Source organism: Providencia sp. LY12, from assembly GCF_057621555.1.
Window position 1 is genome coordinate 3,720,913 of record NZ_CM172594.1, and the last position, 18,655, is coordinate 3,739,567.

Sequence of the window (18,655 nt, forward strand, 5' to 3'; positions counted from 1 at the left end):
TTAAAAATTAAATCGCAATAAAATTACATGCAGTCTATCATTTCATCGCGCAGCAACACATATCTGAAAGAAAAATCCTGACAATTTATTCTTATTTTTCTGTTAAAACCGTGAAACCGAAGCGCTACAATAGTCCCCAATAATTTATACATTCCTCAATGAACTAAGCAACTATACATATTATGGCAAAAAAACCACAAACAGCCTCCTTGGGGCAAATTCGTGTCATTGGTGGTAAGTGGCGTGGGCGAAAACTGCCTGTACGCGATAGTGAGGGCTTACGTCCCACCACAGATCGCATCAAAGAAACGCTCTTTAACTGGCTAATGCCAGTGATCCGTGATGCTCGCTGTCTTGATTGTTTCGCGGGTAGCGGCGCTTTAGGTTTTGAAGCCTTATCTCGCTTTGCCGAACACGTCACGTTTATTGAACTTGATAAACAAAATGCCAAGCTTCTTAGTGAGAACAAAGTCCGCTTAGACGCTGATAATGCGACCGTTATTAATAACAGCAGCCTCAGCGTTCTCAGCCAAGCAGGAACGCCTTGTGATGTGGTATTTATCGACCCACCTTTTCGTAAAGGGCTCCTTGGAGAAACCATCACTCTGCTGGAAAAAAATCAGTGGCTAGCTGATGAAAGCTGGATTTATGTAGAGTCAGAAGCGGAGTTACCACTTACTGACATTCCCGCAAACTGGCAGTTACACCGTGAAAAGGTCGCGGGTCAAGTTGCGTATCGTCTATTTATTCGTCAATCTGTTAATTCATCAAGTATGCAGGGAGAAAAAGATGCTGATTAATATCGGACGTCTGCTTATGATTTGTGTTTGGGGTTTTATGATCTTTAATATTGTGCATCCATTCCCTAAGCCATTGAAATATTTTATGGATGTCGCAATGGTATTTATGATTTTCATGCATGCATTGCAGACTATTTTCCTGAAAGCTAGCTTACCTAAAGATCAAAAGCTAACAGGGCTCCAGCAGACAAAAATTTTCTTTTTTGGCGTATTTGAAATGCTCGCGATGCATAAGAAAACAAAAGCGGCTATTGAAGCCGCTAAAAAGAAATAACCGTTTATTCAGAGGGCTCGAAGCGAATAAATCGCGTACCTTGTAGGGTTAGCTTACCTTTAGCACCCAATTTAACACCTTGGTACTGCTCTTCGCTGACGATCACCTTAATCGTTTCTCCTGAAGCTTGAGTCTGAAAATAAAGTTCATAGCGAAAAGTTTCAGGGGATACCACATCGCGCTCCCGAGAACGCATATTTGGATAAGGGTAATCTTTTTTCTCTTTTACGAGCACTAACTGACTGACAGGTAATGAATTATCGTTAATTTCATTCTGTTTCTTTTGGTCAAAAAAACGCTTAGTGGCTAACACGGCGATAATCGCAAGAACAATAATTAAGAGAATTGGCTTATTCATAATTTATATATTTAGCTTAGAATTATCATAAGTATATACCCTCTATCGCTCAAATTGCAGATAAACGCCATACAATTTATGCGAGACGCGGTATAGTTCATTTATATTTAATCACTCTTGGTGATTTATCTTTTCCAGAAACTCTTAAGGATATGTGTATGATTAGTTGGCCATTCCTCGCTGTTTTATTTTCTGGCTGGCTGTACGTTGATGCAGCCTATCGTGGTCCTGAGTGGCAACGTTGGTTATTCCGCCCTATCACTTTACTTCTTCTACTATTCTGGGGATGGAGTTCTGACGACTTAAATGCGCAAACCTACCTAATTTTAGGCGGTTTAGTTCTTTCCTTAGTTGCCGATCTCTCGAGAATGTTTTCTAGTGAGCACTTGCTTACTTCTTTAGGGCTCATGTTCTTAAGCTATTTGGTCTACACCATTAGCTTTGGAATGCAATTCAACTTTGGTCTGTATCTGCCTTGGCTTATCGTCCCTATCGCTATCGCAGCCGTCACCTTGGTGCTGATTTGGGGAAAACTGGAAAGCCAACAGCCTGTAGTTTTCGCCTCTATTATTATGAGCATGATTATGATGTGGGTGGCAGGAGACCAATACTTTGGCTTAGGTCGAGAATTTAATTTCTCGATTATGGTGGGCGCTTCTATGCTGTTTTTATCTCACTGCATCTGGCTAATTGCCCATTTCCGTTTTCCATTCAAAGCCTCTAAAGCAGTCGTAGCTGCATTCTACTTCCTCGGTCAGTTCTTTATTGTTCGTGCCATTTACTTGTAATTCCCCGCCAATTGATAAAACGTGCTATTTGAGAATTTTATCAATTGGCTTCCCCTTTTTCGTTTGACTCTAGAGTCTACTCCAAAGTGTAGACTTAACCTTAATTAGAGAACATGGTTAAAAACGCATCTAGAAAAAGGGGGCGCTTATGCACTCACACTCTCATAAAGATACCCATGCACACAGCACGTCTTGCTGCTCAGGAAACACTTGCTCATCCGCAGCTGTGGAGAATAGCAAAGCTGTGAGTCATGACGCATCATCCCATGAACATCATCATGGCGATGACAAAAATCATGCTCATGATGATGACGATGAAAAATCCCATCAACATGGTAGCTGCTGTAGCTCAACATCCGCTGCAAATGATGATGTAGAGCCCACACAAACCGCTAAACAGCGTTTTAGCTGGATTGTACGCGGGATGGACTGCCCAAGCTGCGCGGCTAAAATCGAAAACGCGATTTCCCAAATTCGCGAAGTCACTCAAGCCAAAGTCCTCTTTGCCACTGAAAAACTCGTCGTCGATGCTGACAAAGACGTCACTGCCGTCGTTCGTTCAACGGTCGAAGCCGCAGGTTACGAACTACATGATGTGGGTAGCGCGAGTGCAGCGTCAGCACCGCCACCAAGCTTACTGAGTGAAGCGAAGCCCGTCATCATTTTAGCTATCCTGATGGCAATCAGCTGGGGACTTGAATTTGTTAATCCACAGCTGGGTAACGTTGCGTTTATCCTAACCACGTTATTTGGGTTATACCCTATCGCACGTAAATCATTACGTTTGATTCGCACCGGTACACCATTTGCAATTGAAACCTTGATGACCGTTGCCGCTGTAGGGGCGATTTTCATCCAAGCAACAGAAGAAGCCGCCATGGTTATCTTGCTGTTTATGCTGGGTGAAATGCTTGAATCCTACTCTGCGGGACGCGCTCGCCGAGGTGTTAGCGCACTCATGGCTTTAGTCCCTGAAGATGCCGTGCTTATCAAGGATGGACAAAAAACGTCCGTTCCTGTCGCACAGTTACGCCCTGGGGACATCATTGAAATTGCACCTGGCGGTCGATTACCAACCGATGCGGTGCTGGTTGCTGGATTCGCAAGCTTTGATGAAAGCGCATTAACCGGTGAATCAGTCCCTGTAGAACGCAATGCTGGGGAAAAAGTAGCTGCGGGCTGTTTGTCCGTCGATAAAGCCGTACAAATGGAAGTGGTATCAGAGCAAGGTCAAAATGCTATCGACCGCATCTTGCAACTGATTGAAGAAGCTGAAGAGCGTCGTGCGCCAATTGAGCGATTTATTGACCGCTTCAGCCGCATCTATACCCCAATTATCATGCTGATTTCTGCCTTGGTTATAGTGATCCCGCCAATGTTCTTCGATGCAGCATGGGATACTTGGATTTACCGTGGTCTGACTCTGTTATTAATTGGTTGTCCTTGCGCACTGGTTATCTCAACCCCTGCGGCAATCACTTCAGCACTCGCAACGGCCACTCGCCGTGGAGCCTTAATTAAAGGTGGCGCTGCATTAGAGCAATTGGGAACAGTCACCACGATTGCATTGGATAAAACAGGTACACTGACGGAAGGTAAACCACACGTCACCGATATCGTCGCTGTTGAAGGTCTGAGTGAAAGCGAGTTAATTCGTATCACGGCATCGGTTGAAGTCGGCTCTCATCACCCACTGGCTAAAGCTATTGTCAACAAAGCTGAAGAGTTATCTATCACTGTTGAAGAAGCGTTAGAGCGTAAAGCACTCGCAGGTAAAGGGGTCGAAGGTTCTTTTAACGGCAAGCAAGTGTTAGTTAGCGCACCATCAAGGGTTGAGCCTCCATTAAGCAGCCAATGGCAAGCGAAAGCGGAAGCGTTAGAGGCGCAAGGTAAAACGGTTGTCGTCACGTTAGAAGATGGCCAAGTTATCGGCTTAACCGCCCTGCAAGATACCTTACGTGGCGATGCTGCTGATGCAATGGCTATGTTGAAATCACTGAATGTTAATGCCGTGATGCTAACAGGGGATAACCCACGTGCAGCCAGTGCCATCGCAAATCAGCTAGGTATGGAATTCCGTGCAGGATTGTTGCCAGAAGATAAAGTCACCGCGGTGATGGAGCTTAATCGCGATCACAACACCATGATGGTAGGTGACGGTATCAACGATGCCCCAGCCATGAAAGCGTCAAGTATTGGTGTTGCAATGGGTGGTGGAACTGACGTTGCTTTAGAAACTGCGGATGCCGCTTTAACCCATAACCGTTTGACTGGATTACCTGAAATCGTCGCATTATCCAGAGCCACACGGAAGATCATCCGCGAGAACATCACTATCGCCTTGGGCTTAAAAGCGGTTTTCTTGGTGACGAGCTTGTTAGGTATCACTGGATTATGGGTTGCCGTATTAGCGGATTCTGGCGCTACGGCATTAGTCACCGCCAACGCGGTTCGCTTACTGCGCGTTAAGCTGCCCGAAATCAAAAAATAGCCTTTCTTTAGTTTGATATCTCAACGCCGTAATGATGATCATTGCGGCGTTTTTTTATGCATGAAAAATTTAAAATCATTAATTACAGCAAAGAGTTACATGAATCATTCACCAGCTGAATTTAAGACTAACTTTTCTCCCGCACACAAAAATATTGGGTAATATCTCGGTCATCGACAACATTTGCTGAGCGTGGATATGGCTAATAGTGCAAGTTCAACACCCCATGATGCCGCCTTTAAAGGCTTTATGACGAAACAGGGCAATGCCCGAGATTTTTTTGAACTTCATTTACCTGAGCAAATTAAACGCTTGTGCGATTTCGATACGCTTACCCTCATTAATTCAGCTTTTATTGATAGCAAATTGAGAACCCGGTTTTCCGATGTTCTCTATTCTGTTCAAACAAAAACGAGGGATAGTTATATCTATCTGTTAGTCGAACATCAGTCGACACCTGACAAGTTGATGGGCTGGCGTTTAATGCACTACGCATTCATGGCGATGAATCAACATCTACAGCAAGGACATAAAACCTTACCACTCGTTGTCCCCATTTTGTTTTATCACGGGAAAGCATCCCCTTATCCTTATGAAGAGGCATGGACGCAATGCTTGCCCCTCTCAGAAATAGCCCATGACCTGTATAGCAGCCCTTTTCCGTTGGTGGATATCACCGTGGTTGAGGATACCGAAATAGTTAGTCACCGCAAAATTGCTGTGATGGAACTCGCAATGAAACACAAAAAACTACGAAATGACCACCAGAGAGTCACTGAGCACTTCGTTCAAATATTAAACAGTCACTATAATGACAAAGATGATGTGATCACTATCTTGAATTACTTATTTATCATCATGGATTCACCTTATTACACATACATTGTCAAAACACTAATCGACCAAGCCGAAAACCATCGAGGAACTATTATGAATATTGCACAGCGGTTAAAAAATGAAGGAATAGAGGAAGGAATAAAGGAAGGAAAAAAAAAGGCTCAATTCAAGGTGACATTGATGGGCTTACAACTTGGCTTAAACATAGAAACTATCAGCAAAATCACTGAATTATCAATCAGTGAAATTCAAGCACTTATGGAGCGCCCATCAACAATAGCCTCCTGCGAAGCAAAAAGGCTATCTCTCATCAATGCCGCTGACTAGGTATTACAGGCCGCTGGCTTTTTTGCGCAATAAATAACGATACGGTGCATTCTCCGCTTCAACCGCTAGCAGTTCGTGTTCCATAAAACGGCAAAAACCGGGAATATCGCGGGTGGTAGCGGGGTCATCTGCAATGATTAACAGCGTATCACCGTCCGCCATATTGCGCACGGTTTTACGTACCAGCATCACAGGTTCAGGGCAGCGTAGCCCTAGCGTATCAAGGGTTTTCGTTGGATTAGAAAATAAGTCAGACATAACACCACATTCTCTTGGTCATCAATGCGCTTATTGTAAAGCCACGCGCAGTGGATGAACAGTTTTGATTTTGTTGCGCAACGAGAGTATGATGCGCTCTTCCCAATTTAGGGATGTTATTCATGGGTTCCCTCACCCCATTGCCACTAAAAAGGTACAATATGTTTACGTTTACTCCGCAGCAAAAAGCCACTGCGTTAATTTGGCTATCGTTATTTCATATTTTAATTATTACATCCAGCAACTACTTGGTTCAGTTACCCATTAATATTTTTGGGTTTCATACCACTTGGGGTGCGTTTACCTTTCCCTTTATCTTCCTTGCTACGGACTTAACGGTTCGCATCTATGGTGCGCCATTAGCTCGTCGAATTATCACTGCGGTCATGTTACCGGCATTATTAATTTCGTATGTGATTTCTGCTCTGTTTTTCCAAGGAGAATGGCAAGGTTTCGCGGCTATCATGACATTTAACCTGTTTGTTGCGCGTATCGCGGCAGCAAGTTTTATGGCATATGTCCTCGGCCAAATCTTGGATGTCAGCGTATTTAACCGCCTGCGCCAAAACAAACGCTGGTTTGTAGCACCCGCCTGCGCCATGTTTTTTGGTAACTTGATTGATACCATCGCGTTCTTCTTTATCGCGTTTTATCAAAGCAGCGACCCGTTTATGGCAGCAAACTGGATGGAAATCGCTCTCGTTGATTACGTCTTCAAGTTATTAATTTGTATGCTGTTCTTCTTGCCAGCTTATGGTTTATTACTGAACTTTATTTTGAAGACTTTCTTCGCTACCGCCAGCAAGAAACAATTATCCCCGCAGCACTGAGATAAAAAAGGGAGATAAGCCATCACTTATCTCCCAAGGGGTTAACTTGATTAATACCTAACTACTTTTCACATTACTCAACACAACAATTGATTATTCGAGTGCACGAGCCAGCAGTGAAATTGGGTGTTCACATTTCTTACTGGTGGACATTTCAATTTGCCATTTACAGGTTTCACAGTCAGTGATCACCATATCCGCGCCGCTCTCTTCAATTTGACGGAACAGCCCAGCCCCAATACCTTGGGAAACTTCGTAGTTCTCTTTTTTGAATCCGTAAGTTCCTGCAATACCACAACATTGTGAATCTAAAACAATCAGCTCTACACCCGGTACACGCTTGATCAGCTCAAGGGTGTAGGACGTCCAACCCATTTTTTCCATATGGCATGGTGTGTGATAAGCCACTTTTAATGGTGTGTGTTTCAGTTTCAGCTCGCGCCCTTCTTCCAGCAGACGATAAATGTAGCGGGTCGCTAATTCAATGTTATCGCGCATCTCAGAGGTATCGACATCCAATACATGGGTATACTCATCACGAATGGTAAATGTACAGGTCGATGAGGTCGCCACGACGGGAATATGTTTCTCCAAAATCGTCTCTTGGAGTGACTCCAAATTCACATTCGCTTGGCGTTTCGCTTGCTTCATAAATCCGTTTGCGATCAGTGCCACACCGCAACATTTTTCACGTTTTAACAGCTGAACACCGATGTTCATCCCGTTGAAAACTTTGATTAAATCTTTACCCAGCTGTGGATGGTTATAGTTCACATAGCAGCCGTGGAAGAATGCCACTTGCTCTTCAAACTTCGCCTGCTCTGCGGCTTGTTTACCGTACCAACGACGGAAAGTCCCGAATGAGTATTTCGGCAGCTCACGGCGATGGTCAATTTTCAGGGCCTTATCCAGAATTTGGCGAACGGGTTTTAAACCCGTAATGGTGTTGACTACAGGGGCAAATGGAGTCGATAAAGAGCCCATGATGTCTGTATGGCTTAAAATCGCATCACGTAGTTTCGGTTTTTGCTGGCTATAGGTATTACGAGCGCGGGCGATAATGTCGCCAATCTTCACATCAGACGGGCAGGCCACTTCGCAACGCTTACAGTTGGTACAGAATTTCAATGCATCATCGTACATCATCGGGTCTTTTAAGCGTAAACGCTCACCATCAGGACCTGCTTGTTTTGGCCCCGGATACAGCGGGTTTGCCTTTGCCACTGGGCAATAGGTGGTACAAACGGTGCATTTTATACAGCTTTCAAAGCTTGCATCTTGAATACTCATTGCGCCACCTCCGCCTGCATGGCTTTATCTTTAGCAAATTCATTCACGATTTTATTCGCGGCATATAAGCCAGTCACCAACGAAACCCCTGCACCACAACCTTGAGTGAGCGGATCGAACCCGCTTAATACTGCACCCGCAACATACAGGTTTTCGATGGTTTCACCGTGTTTTTTACCGCGTAAATTTTCGTCGGTTTGTACACCGAACGCCATATACGGTTGAGAAGCAAAGAACTCTTTGTTCGTCCATTTGGCGCGGTCGCCAATTTCGCCTAAATCCAAATTCATCAAGGGTTCATACACTTGGTCAAATTTCGCGACCAAGCCGTTATTAAAGAAACTTCCCGTCGCCAACACAAAATGTTTAGCTTTCAATGAAATATTGCCGTGATTACGGGTTTGCACAGATTCAATACGTGACCCCACGAAATTGACAGAAGTGACTTTATCACCCGGCATCATGATCCCGCCTTGACGGCGGAACTGGCGTAATAGCATTTCATGAAGGCGAATACCTAATAAAGATGGCGGTAATGTTGGCAGTAAAAATAGCGGCTTACCTAAGCGTTTCTGCAACTCTAACATTGGCTCTTCACTGTCAAGACCAATACACGCAGGCATAAACACCGCATCCGCGTTGGCGACTAACGGTGCAATTTCTTCCACGATTTGCGCCATATTTTCAGGTCTATCTAACCAGCGTGCTACGTTAATCGCTCGGAACTCGCTTGGGTTTTCTCTTAAGCGATCAAGCAGGGGCAAGTGAACATAGCACGCCTCAGCTTCTAATCCTTGGCGATCCAACTCATCCGCCACCATTTGCGGTTGAAAATCGAGGAAACCTTCAATACCCACAACGGCAATTTTGCCTAATTCCATCGGTTGATGAAGTGCAGTTGTTGGTACCGACTCAGGGCTAAGCCATGTCATTCGCTTATGGCCTAACGGCGTAATACGGTAATGGTTTTCTTCGCAAGAACCTTTTAGATGTAGCCCTGCTTGCTGTAGTGTAGTCTGTGCCAATTGAGCCAGCTCAGCGACTTTTTCTGCCCCAATCAAACTGTACGGATGACTCGGTGCTTGTTGTTTTAGCGCTTCCAACATGGACAGCGGTTGCTCGACTTGAGTACCATCAGGAAGATGCGTTAATAAATCCAATGAACCCGACGAGAAATGCAGTGCGTTCTGCCCTGCACTCACGATGGCACAAGAAAGTCCTGATTGAGTCAGACGAATTCCACAGATAAGACCGGCAAGGCCTCCGCCCATCACTACTGCATCATATTTCATTCTCTGCCTCCTTCTGAGCAGGCTGGCTCAATGTACTTTCATTCATGCCACATAATCCGTGATACACCCAACTGGTAAACTCGCTTTCACGCAAAGCATCCCCCCAAGCAATTGGTCTCACCCCTTTCCAACGCTCATTTAAGAAATGCCCCAGCTGCTGCTCGGTTTCATGTGGTGTAGTGACGTTAAAACGATTGAGTAATCCCGCCGCGCGGCAAGCACAAAGTTCACCTTGGCACGTCCCCATACCCACACGGGTACGACGACGCAAATCAAGCAAGTTATTGACGGTTAAAGATTCCACTGCATAACGAACCTCACCCGCCGTCACCGCTTCACACTCACACACTAAGCTTTTATCTAAACGATTAGCGCTGAGGATCGCAGACGCCCTATCACCATGACGATAAACCGCCGAACCGCGAATAGGTGCCGGGATAGAAACCACATTACGCAGCGCTTCTTCTGCACTGTGTTGAGAACCTGGCAGTGGTGCTTCAGCAGTTGTACATGGGGTCGTAACACCCAATTTTTCACAGACTTTATTGGTCGCCCATTCCGCCATTAAGCGATAAGTCATTAACTTACCGCCCGTAATGGTAATGAAACCATCTAAACCATCGCGTTTTGCGTGGTCGAGTAACACGATACCGCGGCTTACGTTACGACCAGAAGGGTCATCATCACTCGCCACTAATGGGCGAACACCTGCATACGCGCGTAAAATGCGCGTTGTCGCTAATGCTGGTGACAACATAGAACCTTCGCGGATCAAAATATCCACTTCTTCTGGTGTCACATACATATTATCGATTTGGTCATATTCGATGTGCGTTGACGTAGTACCAATCAAAGAAATGGTATCCCCCGGAACCAGAATGTCCGCATCTGCCGGTTTACGACAACGGTTGATCACCATATTGTTAAGACGGTGACCTAAAATAAGTAATGCCCCTTTCGCAGGGAACATTTTGATTTTCAGATCCGCGTATTCGGCAATTTTCTGTCCCCAAATTCCGCCAGCATTCACCACGATTTGCGCATGAATATCATATTGGCGCTTAGCTTGATGGTCATAAACCGTCACGCCGCGGACTTTATCCCCTTGGCGGATCAAGCCAATTACTTCATGGTAAGTCAGCACTTTAGCGCCATGTTCGCGCGCATCGAGCATATTGGCAGCGGTTAAGCGGAATGGATCAACAGTACCATCAGGCACGCGAACCGCACCAATTAAACGCGGATTAACTGAAGGTTCTAAGCGAATAGCTTCCGCGGGATCAATCGCTTGAGCATCAATGCCGGCGGATTGGCAAGCTGTGATAAATTGCTGCTGATATTCGAGACTATCTTCAGGTAGGGTAATAAAGAGTCCATCGGTTTTTTCAATACAATGATGGGCAATACGCTTAAGAATTTTGTTTTCTTCTATACACTCTCTTGCCGATTCACTATCTGTCACAGCATAACGAGCACCACTGTGTAGCAAGCCATGGTTACGCCCTGTTGCACCTGTCGCAATATCATGCCGTTCTAGCAAAACTGCTTTTAATCCACGGCGAGCGCAGTCACGAGCGACACCTGCACCTGTTGCGCCACCACCGATAATGATGACATCCGTTTCAGTCACAGATGAGCCATTCATGTCGCATTCCTCACGTTAATCAATCTTCACTATTCGATAAGTATAGTTTCTATTTTTATAGTCTATAGTTAATATAAGCTCAAAAAAGCGTTCAATGTTTGATAAGGAACAAAAACGAAAGTCAAAAGTACAAATTAGGTACATCAAAGCGCGGAAGCGTGATAACCCTCACAAAATAATTCACAATTTTAGTTCCATTCCATTCACAAATCGCATTAACTATGCAGCCAGATAAACAAAATCAATAATTGTGCGTTAGATTACAGATAAAATGTTTTTTAACGATTAAGATTTAGCGCAATTAGAAAATAAAAGCGCTTAAAGAAACTCGATTGTTTTCGTTTTTGTTACTTCTCCCATAATAAACGCTCAACAACTTCACAACATATGTGAAATGAAGAGCATATAACTACTGACATGCCATCGGAGGCTTTATGTTACGCATGTTTAAACCCGCCGCTCATATCGAGAGGCTGCCAGCGGATAAAATAGACCCCGTCTATCGTAAATTACGTTGGCAGATTTTCCTGGGGATTTTCTTCGGTTACGCAGCATACTACTTAGTTAGAAAGAACTTCGCCCTTGCAATGCCTTATCTTGTTGAACAAGGTTTCTCTAAAGGTGACCTTGGTTTCGCATTATCTGGGATTTCAATCGCCTATGGTTTCTCCAAATTTATCATGGGCTCATTTTCCGACCGTGCTAACCCTCGGTACTTCTTACCTGCAGGTTTGATCCTCGCTTCACTTGTCATGATATTCATGGGCTTCGTACCATGGGCAACGTCTAGCATCATGATTATGTTCGTGTTGTTATTCTTATGTGGTTGGTTCCAAGGTATGGGTTGGCCTCCTTGTGGACGTACCATGGTTCACTGGTGGTCACAAAAAGAACGTGGCGGTATCGTCTCCGTTTGGAACTGTGCGCATAACGTCGGCGGTGGTCTGCCTCCATTACTGTTCCTGTTAGGTATGGCATGGTTTAACGACTGGAAAGCTGCGCTATATATGCCAGCATTCGCCGCTATTTTAGTGGCTATGATTGCCTTCGCATTAATGCGTGATACCCCGCAATCTTGTGGTCTGCCACCAATTGAAGAGTACAAAAACGACTATCCAACAGACTATAAAGCCTCTGATGAAGAAGAATTAACCGCTAAAGCTATCTTCATGAAGTATGTATTCCCTAACAAACTTCTGTGGATGATTGCTATCGCTAACGTGTTCGTATACTTACTGCGTTACGGTGTTCTGGACTGGTCACCAACTTACCTGCGCGAAGTTAAACACTTCACAATGGATAAATCTTCATGGGCTTACTTCCTGTATGAATATGCGGGTATTCCAGGAACGCTGCTGTGCGGTTGGATGTCGGATAAAGTCTTCCGTGGTAACCGTGGTGCGACAGGCGTGTTCTTCATGACCTTAGTGACTATTGCAACTATCGTCTTCTGGATGAACCCAGCGGGTAACCCAGGCGTTGATATGGCATGTATGTTGATTATCGGTTTCTTAATCTATGGCCCTGTCATGCTGATTGGTCTGCACGCTCTTGAGCTTGCACCTAAGAAAGCAGCGGGTACCGCCGCAGGCTTCACCGGTTTATTCGGTTATCTTGGTGGTTCTGTTGCCGCAAGTGCTATCGTCGGTTATACCGTTGACTACTTCGGTTGGAACGGCGGTTTTGCTGTGATGATCGGTGGTTCTGCACTGGCCGTTGTTTTACTGTTCATCGTTATGCTGAGCGAAAGTAAACATAAACGTGAACTTGCTAAAAACCAATAAGCGACCGCTTATGTTGAGTTGATTAGCTAGATTGATGGGTTATATCAAGAAAAGGATATAACCCATTTTTTTACCCAAAATTTGTTATCGGCACCATTTTATATCTGCAAAAGTATTTATCTATAAATTTATCTACCTATAAAACTGTTTACCTACAAGTTCTTTACTTACAAAGAATGATTACCAAGGAGATTTACTGATGAATTTTCAATTAAAAACATTAGTCGCAAGTATGGTCTTAGTGATGTCAGTGTCCGCGGCTGCCGAAACGGCAGGTAAAGTGGTGATTGCCCATCGTGGTGCAAGCGGTTATTTACCTGAACATACCCTTCCAGCGAAAGCGATGGCGTATGCGCAAGGCGCGGATTTCCTCGAACAAGATTTAGTGATGACCAAAGATAATGAGCTGGTTGTTCTTCATGACCACTATCTGGATCGCGTCACTGATGTAGCGGATAAGTTCCCAAATCGCGCACGTAAAGATGGTCGCTACTATGCCATTGACTTTACCCTACCAGAAATTAAGTCTCTGAAATTCACGGAAGGTTTCGACATTGTTGATGGCAAAAAAGTCCAAAGCTATCCAAACCGTTTCCCTATGGGTAAATCTGATTTCCGCGTCCACACCTTCCAAGAAGAGATTGAATTTATTCAAGGTTTGAACAAATCAACGGGTAAAAATATCGGTATCTACCCTGAAATTAAAGCCCCTTGGTTCCATCAACAAGAAGGCAAGGACATCACCAAGAAAACCTTAGAAGTCCTGAAAGAGTATGGCTATACCAATAAAGATTCTAACGTTTATCTGCAATCTTTCGACCCAATTGACCTAAAGCGCATCAAAACGAAACTGATGCCTGAAATGGGAATGGATTTAAAACTGATCCAATTAATCGCTTATACCGATTGGGAAGAAACACAAGAGCAGAAGCCAGACGGTACTTGGGTGAACTATAACTATGATTGGATGATGAAGCCGGGTGCGATGAAAGAAATTGCAACCTACGCAGATGGTATTGGCCCTGATTACCATATGCTCATTAGCGAAGATTCTACGCCAACCAATATCAAAGTGAACGGTATGGTGAAGGAAGCTCACGCGAACCATATGGCGGTGCATCCATTTACTATCCGTGTGGACAAACTGCCTAAGTACGCGAAAGATGGTCAGCAGTTATATGACATTATTTATAACCAAGCTGATGTTGATGGCGCCTTTACAGACTTCCCTGACTTAGGGGTTAAGTTTTTAGAACAGCAAAAGCAGAAGTAATTCTCCCTCACTCTCTTGAGTCAATTGTAAGTCAATGACTCGAGAGAGTCTTTTCAATCAGAATAACGACTCTCTTACTTAGACTTTAAACCTGAATTTGCTGCAATAAAAGCTGAGCGTCATTTTGCTGAGCAATAAGGCTGGAATGTGGATATTCACACGCCAATGACAGCGCCACAACATGGCGAGCTACACAGCCTTTCCCTAAAAGGGCATCAATATCATAAAGATGCTCTGATAAATTAGGTACTTTCTGTCGTGCATAGCTCTCGATGCACTTTCCTTTATCATTTTCTTTCACGCCACTGTGCCAAACCCTATCCAACTGCTCCCCTGAATACTGAAATTCACACTGTGTTTTCAGTGCATTTGCGAAAGATTCTTTATCTGTAGATATCGGACGCAGGAGCTTTGCTTTGATAGGCGCTCTTAAACGTTCGTAAAATCCTTGAGGTGCAAGTAATAGGCTCGCGGCTTCTTCACTCGCCGTCGAATCTAACTGAAACGCCAAAATAGCGTATAGCTTGGGTTCAAAGGCATTTTCATACAATGCTAATAACCATTGACTGAACGACTCGGCGGGCAATACCTCAACAGATTCCAGCGTCAATGACAAACGGGTAGCTTCCTGCTCAATCAGTTCCTGCCAGTTAGACTCATTATCTTCAGCTTGCCAATATAAGGTAATCGGCTGAGTAAGAGCCTGTTGATGATAATACTCGGCAATAGGCGCAAGTAATTTTCGCACCACTATTTCTTGTTTTTCCCATGAAGGAAGTGATTTCAATGAGCTTAGCGTCAATATATTATCTTTATTGGGTGGTAATGAAGATAAAGAAATACCGTTTTGCTGCTCTTCATCGATTTGCGTTAATCGAGTATACGTTAGCACCCCAAGGTGCTTGCCTGCCCAATAACGCCATTCTCTGCGAGCATCATCTAACATATTGGTAAAAAGTTGATAGCGATAAGCAGCGATTGAGTAGATAAAAAATCGAATAAAACCCACCAACAGCGCGGGGCAAATAACGAATACAATCATCAGCATGGTGTTGCTGGTAGTTGGCGATAGCATTTCATTTGTGGATAAATAGAGGCTCAGCCCAAATCCAAGAGCCCCCACAATCAGCATAATCAAAAACCAAAGTATCCAACGAGGTACTTTAGGGGCTGGAGGATGCTCTAATGATGGAACTCTCCAGTTCATCATGATTGTTCACCCGACGATGATAAGCTCGCAATAAGCGTACATCCACATTCAGTTTGGAAACCATTCAGTGCCGCTTGACGACCGGATATTAAAATGCGCGTTGAGCCGGGTAAAATCGCATTAACGCCATGCCCTTTTTTTGGACAATCCACTTTGTCGCCCACTAAAGCGATGGGTTTACCATACATAACAGAACCAGATGCAGTAATCACTTCACCGCCATGAGTGGTTTTGTCACCTAAACGAACAAGTGCGCGCATATTAAGATCCTTTTATTGGTTATCCGGTTGTTTTGAATATTCAAACGTGCCGTCCCATTCAGGGAGTTCAGCAGGTGGGAGCGGAACGATTTTATCGATATCGGGGAATTTGGCTGTTTCGTCAGAGGCATCTATTTCTTTGACTATTGCTTCATAGCGGGCTGAGCGTTCTGGATCCGGTTTTACCGCTAGATAGTAATAATCTTTTGAGGTTGTATTAATTTTAAAAGTATCAACTAACATCGAAGCAGACATTTCATGCCCATTTTTCGTTGCTAATTGATAATATTTTAAGGCACTACTTAAATTGTTTTCTACATTAGCTGAGTATGTAGCTAAGCGCCATGCTGCATCTCCATTTCCTTGATTGGCTGCGCAAATAAGCATTTTTTTGCCTATTTCAGGTCGATAGGCTGGGTTATCTCTATCCGATAAACGTTGAGTAACAAAAATTCTCCCAATGACATATTGGGCTTCAGGGTTACCCAAATCTGCTGCTTGGCGAAAATAGTCTAACGCCTTCGTGCGGTCAGCTACAACACCATAGCCTGTATCAAGATAATGCCCCATTTGGTAATAGCCATAGCTAATGTCCAATGTAGCCATTTTTTGGATAATATCCCATACCTCTTGAGCTGAGCCTTTTCCGTTTATCGGAGGTACTTTCCCATAACTGATTAAGTTACTTAAGTTAAGCATGGCTTTGGGGTGATTACGCTCTGCAGCTTTACGGTAGAGTGCACCTATCTTGGAGTAATCCCGTTGAGATTTATTGACCTTTTCAAGTTTTCGCGCCTGTTTAAACCAAATGTCGGCTTCAGGATCAACGGGAGGTAATGTGTCTTTTTCATACACACAAGTGAACGTTAAGTCGGATTCTGTTTTTTGAGTCATGTCTTTCTCTTTTTCTTCTACAGGCTTGCAGCTAACAAGTAGCACTAAAACACACAATAATAAATTAGGTTTAAGTTTAATTAGTGGCATAATTTAATCCGTATTTTCTAACCCAATCGTTTTATCCTCAAACGGAAGTAAAGGAGCTATAGGCATTTTTTTATCTCCTTTCAATTCCTTATTTAGACTAATTATTCGTTTCCATTCATTGAACTCCGTCGTTAAATCACCGGAAACACTTCCCGTTCCTTTATGGATTTTCCACAATTTTTCCCGTAACGGTTTAACAATAGGAAAGATGTCCGTATCTTGCAGTATCACCGCAATTTCAGTGTCAAATGCCATACTACGTAAATTGATATTGGCAGAGCCTTGGATTAAAAAGGTGTCATCCACTAAGGTTAATTTGCTGTGGACATACACCGACTGCCAGCGATCAGAATCTGGAGAAACCAAAGTACAAATAACGCTTTTAAACCCCTCAATGGTTTCTTCCTGAATATCATCAGGGTTAACTACATCAATTGGGGCTAACACCTGACCGTTTCGGGTCGATGCCATGACATTATTTACCGTATCTCGATACGCAGCATGCTCCCGCATCAAATCACGGCGCCCTAAGGTTTCCAGCATCTTATAAGTTTGATATCCACCGACTTCATTCGAGTCACCCACCTCTGCTTTTGTGGTTGAGTTTGTCACCACAAATAAATAGAACGGTGGCAGTTTCGCACCTTGCAGTTTAGAGTCGATTGCAGCGGCTTCGGCAAAGCGCTTATTTCGCTCTTCGACCATATTGCGGACATCCTTGGCAATTGACGATAACCGGAAATATTGGTTTTCAAAATAAAGGTAGTTACGTGCATGTTTAACACCGTGGTCGTAGGACTTTAAAATATCATATTCATCATATTCGGGATGTGTGCGACAAATTTTTCCCGCCGTCGGTGTTAATGGGTGTCGAGCTAAAAATGTATAGCGCTCATTTAAGGCTTCAACATGCTCTAAAGTGGGCGTGTATTGGCTGCGTGAAATTGCTTTACGTCTTTCTGTCAGCTGGACACCTTCACTACCGTGTGTAAACAAGCCTTCAGTTTCCTTCCAGGCCGTGACAAAATTATCGCTTAAATCACACAACACTTCGCCATACACACAGTTAGAGGTATCTTGCCATGCAGTGGGTCCATCACGTCCAAGCCATGACATCTCTTTATATTGTGTAATCGAGTGTTTATCGTCATCCCAATACTGCGAATGCATGTTGTGTCCCATGACAAAGCCAATCGCAAGTGTGGGTTCTTCATAATCAATCAACACCGCTTTTTGGTGATGAGTGGGCACCATCGCCAGAGCGGCCATGCGCAAACTGAGCTCGATATCATCAGTGCCAAACTGGTGTTTGGTTAACTTTGCTACCTGACTCAAACGAGATGAGGGGCTATTTATTGCCATTGAGCGGGTACGCACCGACAAGTTTTTAATTTGATTGGTTTTTGCGCGATGTAACCACTCTTTATCAAATTGGTATTGTTTATCGGATTCATACTCTAATTTAGCCCCTGCCGCGAGAGCCTTCTCCATCGGCAGTTCAATTTTTTGCCTCGGCGTGTAATGGGTTGATAATCGCCAACCTGGCAAACTGGTTTCACCGAGTTTAGCTAGTTCATCAAACCATACTAGAATACGGACTTTCACCCCTTCTTTCGCTTTCTGTTCAAGAAGCTCTGCAATCGTCGGAAATGTTCCTTCATTAATCCCCCTTGAACGTTCAAAATACATGGAAGGCTGGAAACCCCATGTAATAATTTCAACGCTGTGCTTGGCATGCCGAATTGCCTCCGCAACTGCGGCAAAGGTTTGTTTCCCATTCACCAGTGGGGCATACACAAATAAGCTCATCGGGTATTTGGTACTCTCAGGGATCCAACTGGGTGTCATTTGCAGTACCATACACGTCGAGACGGGTAAACGTATTTTCTGCTCGGTTGCTGGTATGGGTAACTGCACAGAAGCGGGGAATCCCCCAGATTGATTTCCTGACATA

Annotated in this window: 17 protein-coding genes; 8 read left to right on the top strand and 9 right to left on the bottom strand. The window is 44.1% G+C overall.

The window, feature by feature from the left end; translation table 11 throughout:
* The first annotated feature begins 182 nt into the window (after positions 1–182).
* Positions 183–800 carry a 16S rRNA (guanine(966)-N(2))-methyltransferase gene (gene rsmD, locus ACY3ZI_RS17690; protein ID WP_211887323.1) on the top strand — a complete coding sequence of 206 codons (618 nt, stop codon included), beginning with the start codon at positions 183–185 and terminating at the stop codon, positions 798–800.
* Positions 790–1,074 (top strand): DUF1145 family protein, encoded by a 285-nt coding sequence (locus ACY3ZI_RS17695; protein WP_036956002.1) that lies wholly within the window; start codon positions 790–792, stop codon positions 1,072–1,074. Before rsmD ends, ACY3ZI_RS17695 begins: the two co-directional genes overlap by 11 nt.
* Positions 1,075–1,078: 4 nt before the next feature.
* Here the strand turns inward: ACY3ZI_RS17695 and ACY3ZI_RS17700 are convergent, their stop codons facing one another.
* Positions 1,079–1,432 (bottom strand): DUF2500 family protein, encoded by a 354-nt coding sequence (locus ACY3ZI_RS17700; protein WP_211887321.1) that lies wholly within the window; start codon positions 1,430–1,432, stop codon positions 1,079–1,081.
* Between the two features lie 158 nt (positions 1,433–1,590).
* On the opposite strand from ACY3ZI_RS17700, the gene ACY3ZI_RS17705 reads away from it, so the two are divergent.
* The 3 genes from ACY3ZI_RS17705 to ACY3ZI_RS17715 all read left to right on the top strand — a co-directional run bounded on the left by ACY3ZI_RS17705 (position 1,591) and on the right by ACY3ZI_RS17715 (position 5,875).
* Entirely contained in the window at positions 1,591–2,220 is a 630-nt protein-coding gene (locus ACY3ZI_RS17705; RefSeq protein ID WP_108478414.1) for a lysoplasmalogenase, read from the top strand.
* A 148-nt stretch (positions 2,221–2,368) separates the two neighbouring features.
* Positions 2,369–4,711 (top strand): zinc/cadmium/mercury/lead-transporting ATPase, encoded by a 2,343-nt coding sequence (locus ACY3ZI_RS17710; protein ID WP_487375598.1) that lies wholly within the window; start codon positions 2,369–2,371, stop codon positions 4,709–4,711.
* A gap of 198 nt (positions 4,712–4,909) precedes the next feature.
* The gene (locus ACY3ZI_RS17715) at positions 4,910–5,875 is read left to right on the top strand and encodes an Rpn family recombination-promoting nuclease/putative transposase (RefSeq protein ID WP_487375599.1); all 966 of its coding nucleotides are present in this window, start codon (positions 4,910–4,912) and stop codon (positions 5,873–5,875) included.
* Between the two features lie 3 nt (positions 5,876–5,878).
* Here ACY3ZI_RS17715 and tusA read toward each other — a convergent pair whose 3' ends face one another.
* Complete coding sequence (tusA, locus tag ACY3ZI_RS17720; protein ID WP_036955989.1) at positions 5,879–6,133, bottom strand: sulfurtransferase TusA; 255 nt, start codon at positions 6,131–6,133, stop codon at positions 5,879–5,881.
* A 161-nt stretch (positions 6,134–6,294) separates the two neighbouring features.
* On the opposite strand from tusA, the gene ACY3ZI_RS17725 reads away from it, so the two are divergent.
* Positions 6,295–6,963 (top strand): 7-cyano-7-deazaguanine/7-aminomethyl-7-deazaguanine transporter, encoded by a 669-nt coding sequence (locus ACY3ZI_RS17725; RefSeq protein WP_036955987.1) that lies wholly within the window; start codon positions 6,295–6,297, stop codon positions 6,961–6,963.
* A gap of 93 nt (positions 6,964–7,056) precedes the next feature.
* Here the strand turns inward: ACY3ZI_RS17725 and glpC are convergent, their stop codons facing one another.
* From glpC to glpA, 3 genes are read right to left on the bottom strand one after another with little or no spacing between them, the layout of a single operon-like run.
* On the bottom strand, positions 7,057–8,253 hold the full coding sequence (gene glpC, locus ACY3ZI_RS17730; RefSeq protein ID WP_006659019.1) for an anaerobic glycerol-3-phosphate dehydrogenase subunit GlpC: 1,197 nt from the start codon (positions 8,251–8,253) through the stop codon (positions 7,057–7,059).
* A complete protein-coding gene (gene glpB, locus ACY3ZI_RS17735) occupies positions 8,250–9,545 on the bottom strand; it encodes a glycerol-3-phosphate dehydrogenase subunit GlpB (protein ID WP_487375600.1) in 1,296 nt (431 codons plus the stop codon). The genes glpC and glpB overlap by 4 nt, the downstream gene beginning before the upstream one ends.
* Positions 9,535–11,190, bottom strand: coding sequence for an anaerobic glycerol-3-phosphate dehydrogenase subunit A (gene glpA, locus ACY3ZI_RS17740; protein ID WP_006662871.1), 1,656 nt, complete (start codon positions 11,188–11,190; stop codon positions 9,535–9,537). The genes glpB and glpA overlap by 11 nt, the downstream gene beginning before the upstream one ends.
* A 434-nt stretch (positions 11,191–11,624) precedes the next feature.
* Between glpA and glpT the strand changes: the two genes are divergently transcribed.
* Both glpT and glpQ read left to right on the top strand, forming a co-directional pair.
* Positions 11,625–12,974, top strand: coding sequence for a glycerol-3-phosphate transporter (gene glpT, locus ACY3ZI_RS17745; RefSeq protein WP_036955981.1), 1,350 nt, complete (start codon positions 11,625–11,627; stop codon positions 12,972–12,974).
* 199 nt (positions 12,975–13,173) lie between these two features.
* A complete protein-coding gene (glpQ, locus tag ACY3ZI_RS17750; RefSeq protein WP_006659015.1) occupies positions 13,174–14,247 on the top strand; it encodes a glycerophosphodiester phosphodiesterase in 1,074 nt (357 codons plus the stop codon).
* Positions 14,248–14,332: 85 nt separating this feature from the next.
* Here glpQ and ACY3ZI_RS17755 read toward each other — a convergent pair whose 3' ends face one another.
* Genes ACY3ZI_RS17755 through ACY3ZI_RS17770 form a run of 4 tightly spaced genes read right to left on the bottom strand, consistent with a single transcriptional unit; the run spans position 14,333 to position 18,654 of the window.
* Entirely contained in the window at positions 14,333–15,457 is a 1,125-nt protein-coding gene (locus tag ACY3ZI_RS17755) for a hypothetical protein (RefSeq protein ID WP_487375601.1), read from the bottom strand.
* Positions 15,454–15,717, bottom strand: a complete 264-nt coding sequence (locus tag ACY3ZI_RS17760) for a PAAR domain-containing protein (protein ID WP_108478407.1) — start codon at positions 15,715–15,717, stop codon at positions 15,454–15,456. The genes ACY3ZI_RS17755 and ACY3ZI_RS17760 overlap by 4 nt, the downstream gene beginning before the upstream one ends.
* Before the next feature lie 12 nt (positions 15,718–15,729).
* Positions 15,730–16,701, bottom strand: a complete 972-nt coding sequence (locus ACY3ZI_RS17765) for an SEL1-like repeat protein (protein ID WP_487375602.1) — start codon at positions 16,699–16,701, stop codon at positions 15,730–15,732.
* Between the two features lie 3 nt (positions 16,702–16,704).
* Complete coding sequence (locus tag ACY3ZI_RS17770) at positions 16,705–18,654, bottom strand: phospholipase D-like domain-containing protein (protein ID WP_211887310.1); 1,950 nt, start codon at positions 18,652–18,654, stop codon at positions 16,705–16,707.
* Position 18,655: the final 1 nt, after the last annotated feature.